Source organism: Aquipuribacter hungaricus (genome assembly GCF_037860755.1).
In the GTDB taxonomy this organism is placed as follows: domain Bacteria; phylum Actinomycetota; class Actinomycetes; order Actinomycetales; family JBBAYJ01; genus Aquipuribacter; species Aquipuribacter hungaricus.
This window is the reverse complement of sequence record NZ_JBBEOI010000317.1, coordinates 1-3,399: the sequence shown is the minus strand read 5'-3', so window position 1 is coordinate 3,399 and position 3,399 is coordinate 1. Positions and strand designations below refer to the sequence as shown.

The following is a 3,399-nucleotide window of genomic DNA, read 5'->3' as shown; positions in this document are numbered from 1 at the left end:
CGCAGGTCGCCCCGGCAGCCGTCCCGGTGCCGAGCCGTCGGCCACGCCAGGTGCGTCCCGCCCGGCCGGGGCGTCCGTCGTGCCCGCCGCCGCGGCCGTGCCGACCCCGGCGGCCGAGCCGGTCGTCACCCCGATGCCCGACCTGTCGGACCTGCCGCCGCGCGCGGAGCAGCTCACGCTCACCGGCGACATCGTCTACTCCCTGCCCGACGTCACCCAGCTGCGTGCCGGGACGCCCCACAAGACGCACAGCCCGGTCAACGACTCCGTCGTGGAGGCCCTGACCGACGTCCTCCAGCAGTTCCAGATCGACGCCGCGGTCACCGGCTACACCCGCGGCCCGACCGTGACCCGCTACGAGGTCGAGCTCGGCCAGGGCGTCAAGGTCGAGCGGGTCACCGCGCTCAGCCGCAACATCAGCTACGCGGTGGCCAGCGCCGAGGTGCGGATCCTGTCGCCGATCCCCGGCAAGTCGGCGATCGGCATCGAGATCCCCAACGCGGACAAGGAGACCGTCTGCCTCGGCGACGTGCTCCGCTCCGAGGTCGCCCGCCGCAGCACCCACCCCATGACGATCGGCGTAGGCAAGGACGTCGAGGGTGGCTACGTCGTGGCCAACCTCGCCAAGATGCCGCACCTGCTCGTCGCGGGCGCCACCGGCGCGGGCAAGTCCTCGTTCATCAACTCGATGATCACGTCGGTGCTCGTCCGGTCCACGCCCGACGAGGTCCGGATGATCCTCGTCGACCCCAAGCGGGTCGAGCTCACCGCCTACGAGGGCGTGCCGCACCTCATCACGCCGATCATCACCAACCCCAAGAAGGCCGCCGAGGCCCTGCAGTGGGTCGTCGCGGAGATGGACCACCGCTACGACGACCTCTCGGCGTTCGGGTTCCGGCACGTCGACGACTTCAACAAGGCCGTCCGCAAGGGCACCGTCAGCGTGCCGCCGGACTCCAAGCGGGTCCTCACGCCCTACCCGTACCTGCTGGTCGTCGTCGACGAGCTCGCCGACCTCATGATGGTCGCCCCGCGCGACGTCGAGGACTCCGTCGTCCGCATCACGCAGCTGGCCCGCGCGGCCGGCATCCACCTCGTGCTGGCCACGCAGCGGCCGAGCGTCGACGTCGTCACCGGCCTCATCAAGGCCAACGTGCCGAGCCGCCTGGCGTTCGCGACCAGCTCGCTGGCCGACTCCCGGGTCGTCCTCGACCAGCCCGGCGCCGAGAAGCTCATCGGCCAGGGTGACGCGCTGTTCCTGCCCATGGGCATGAGCAAGCCCATGCGCGTGCAGGGGGCGTGGGTCACCGAGACCGAGGTCGAGGAGGTGGTGGCGCACGTCAAGGTGCAGCTGCAGCCCGCCTACCGCGAGGACGTCACCGCGCCGGCCGCGAAGAAGCAGATCGACGAGGACATCGGCGACGACCTCGACGTGCTCCTCCAGGCCGCCGAGCTGGTCGTCACCACGCAGTTCGGGTCGACGTCGATGCTGCAGCGCAAGCTCCGGGTGGGCTTCGCCAAGGCCGGCCGGCTCATGGACCTGCTCGAGTCACGCGAGATCGTCGGGCCCAGCGAGGGCTCCAAGGCGCGCGACGTCATGGTCCGTCCCGACGACCTGCCCGAGGTCCTCGCCCGGCTGCGCGGCGACGGGCCGCCCGCGGCCCCGTCCGGCGGGGGCGCCGCGGCCGACGCGCCCTACGACGGCTGGGACGACGCCGACGGGGCCGGTGCCACCGGCGGCGCCCGTGACGACCGGGACGACGACAGGGACGACGACAGGGACGACGACCGCGGCGGTCCCGGGCCTGCTGCCCCGGTCGACCGCTACGGCGTCGGGGGCGACAGGGCGCTCGTAGGCGAGGAGACTGCCGAGGGGTGGGACGACGACGGGTCGTCCGAGGACGCATGGGAGCTGACAGGACGTGGCTGACGGCTGGCGGGACGTGGGCGCGGGCGACAGGGGTGCCGGCGTGACCGGGGACGGCTGGCCGGGCGACCTCGACGGCGACGACGACGCGCAGTTCGCGGCGGACGTCCACGGGGACGGCGAGCCCGAACCGCGGCCCGCCGCGGCGCACGCGCACCCCAGCGCCGCCGCCACCGAGCGGCCCACCCCGATGTTCCCGCTGCCGGCCGGGGACGCCCCCATCGACCTGCTCGTCTGGGACGCCCCGAACATCGACGCCACGCTCGCCCAGGTCATCGGTGCCAAGCCGACGGCCGCGAGCAGGCCCCGCTACGACGCCATCGCCCGCTGGCTGGTCCAGCTCGGCGACGACGGCCACGAGGTCGAGGGGGCCGTGTTCGCCAACGTGCCGCCCGTCAACGCCGGCCAGATGCGCGGCTGGGTCGAGGCCGTCCGGTCCCTCGGGTTCGCGGTGTTCGCGCGGCCCAAGCTGGCCGACCGCGACGACGTCGACCTCGACATGCTCGAGCACGTGCACCACCGGGCCCGTTCCGGGCGCCTGGCGCGCCTGGTCGTGGCCAGCGGCGACGGCCGCAACTTCCTCGCCCCGCTGGAGGCCCTGGCGCAGGACGGCGTCGAGGTCACGGTGCTGTCGTTCTTCGAGGTGGCCGGGTACGCCGCCCAGTCGCCGCACCTGCGCTTCCTCGACCTGGAGGAGGTGCCGGGCGCGTTCCAGCACCCGCTGGACCGGACCCGGCTGGACTCCCTGCCGCCCGACGGCGCGTGGCTGCGGCCCACCCGGTCCCTGCGGGAGGTCGCGGGCGGCTCCTGACGGGCGTCCCGGAGCTGCGGGCCCGGGCGTCCGTCGCACGGGCCGTCCCTCGCGCGGGCCGTCCCTCGCACGACGCACCGCCGGGCCGCGCCGTGGCGGGGTCCGGCGGCACGGCGCCGTACCCTGGGCGCGTGCCTGCAGCGACCTCGTCCCGTCGCGTGGCGATCACCAGCCTCGGCTGCGCCCGCAACGACGTCGACTCCGAGGAGCTCGCCGGCCGGCTCCAGGCCGAGGGCTGGACCCTGGTCGACGACCCGTCCGACGCCGACGTCGCCGTGGTCAACACCTGCGGCTTCGTCGAGCAGGCCAAGCAGGACTCCGTGGACACGCTCCTGGAGGCCGCGCAGCTCAAGGACGGCGGGCACGACGGCACCAGCCGCACCCGCGCCGTCGTCGCTGTCGGCTGCCTCGCCGAGCGCTACGGCACGGAGCTCGCCGGCTCGCTGCCCGAGGCCGACGCGGTCCTGGGCTTCGACTCCTACGCCGACATGAGCTCGCACCTGCAGGCCGTGCTCGCGGGGGAGCGGCCCGCCTCGCACGTGCCGCGCGACCGGCGCAGCCTGCTCCCGCTGAGCCCCGTCGACCGCCAGGCCGCCCGCGCCGGCACCGCCGTCCCGGGCACCGGGGTCCTCGCCGCGCCGGACGCCGGGGTCCTCGCCGG

At 74.7% G+C, this 3,399-nt stretch carries 2 protein-coding genes and 1 pseudogene; all 3 read left to right on the top strand.

Translation table 11 applies throughout. From position 1 onward, the window contains the following. Positions 1–1,930 (top strand): DNA translocase FtsK (locus WCS02_RS18885; protein WP_340295831.1); only part of this gene is annotated, 1,930 nt, incomplete at its 5' end. Then, positions 1,923–2,738, top strand: a complete 816-nt coding sequence (locus WCS02_RS18880) for an NYN domain-containing protein (protein WP_340295830.1) — start codon at positions 1,923–1,925, stop codon at positions 2,736–2,738. The genes WCS02_RS18885 and WCS02_RS18880, both read left to right, overlap by 8 nt. 131 nt (positions 2,739–2,869) lie before the next feature. Continuing rightward, positions 2,870–3,399: pseudogene (locus WCS02_RS18875) on the top strand (30S ribosomal protein S12 methylthiotransferase RimO); the annotation flags it as partial.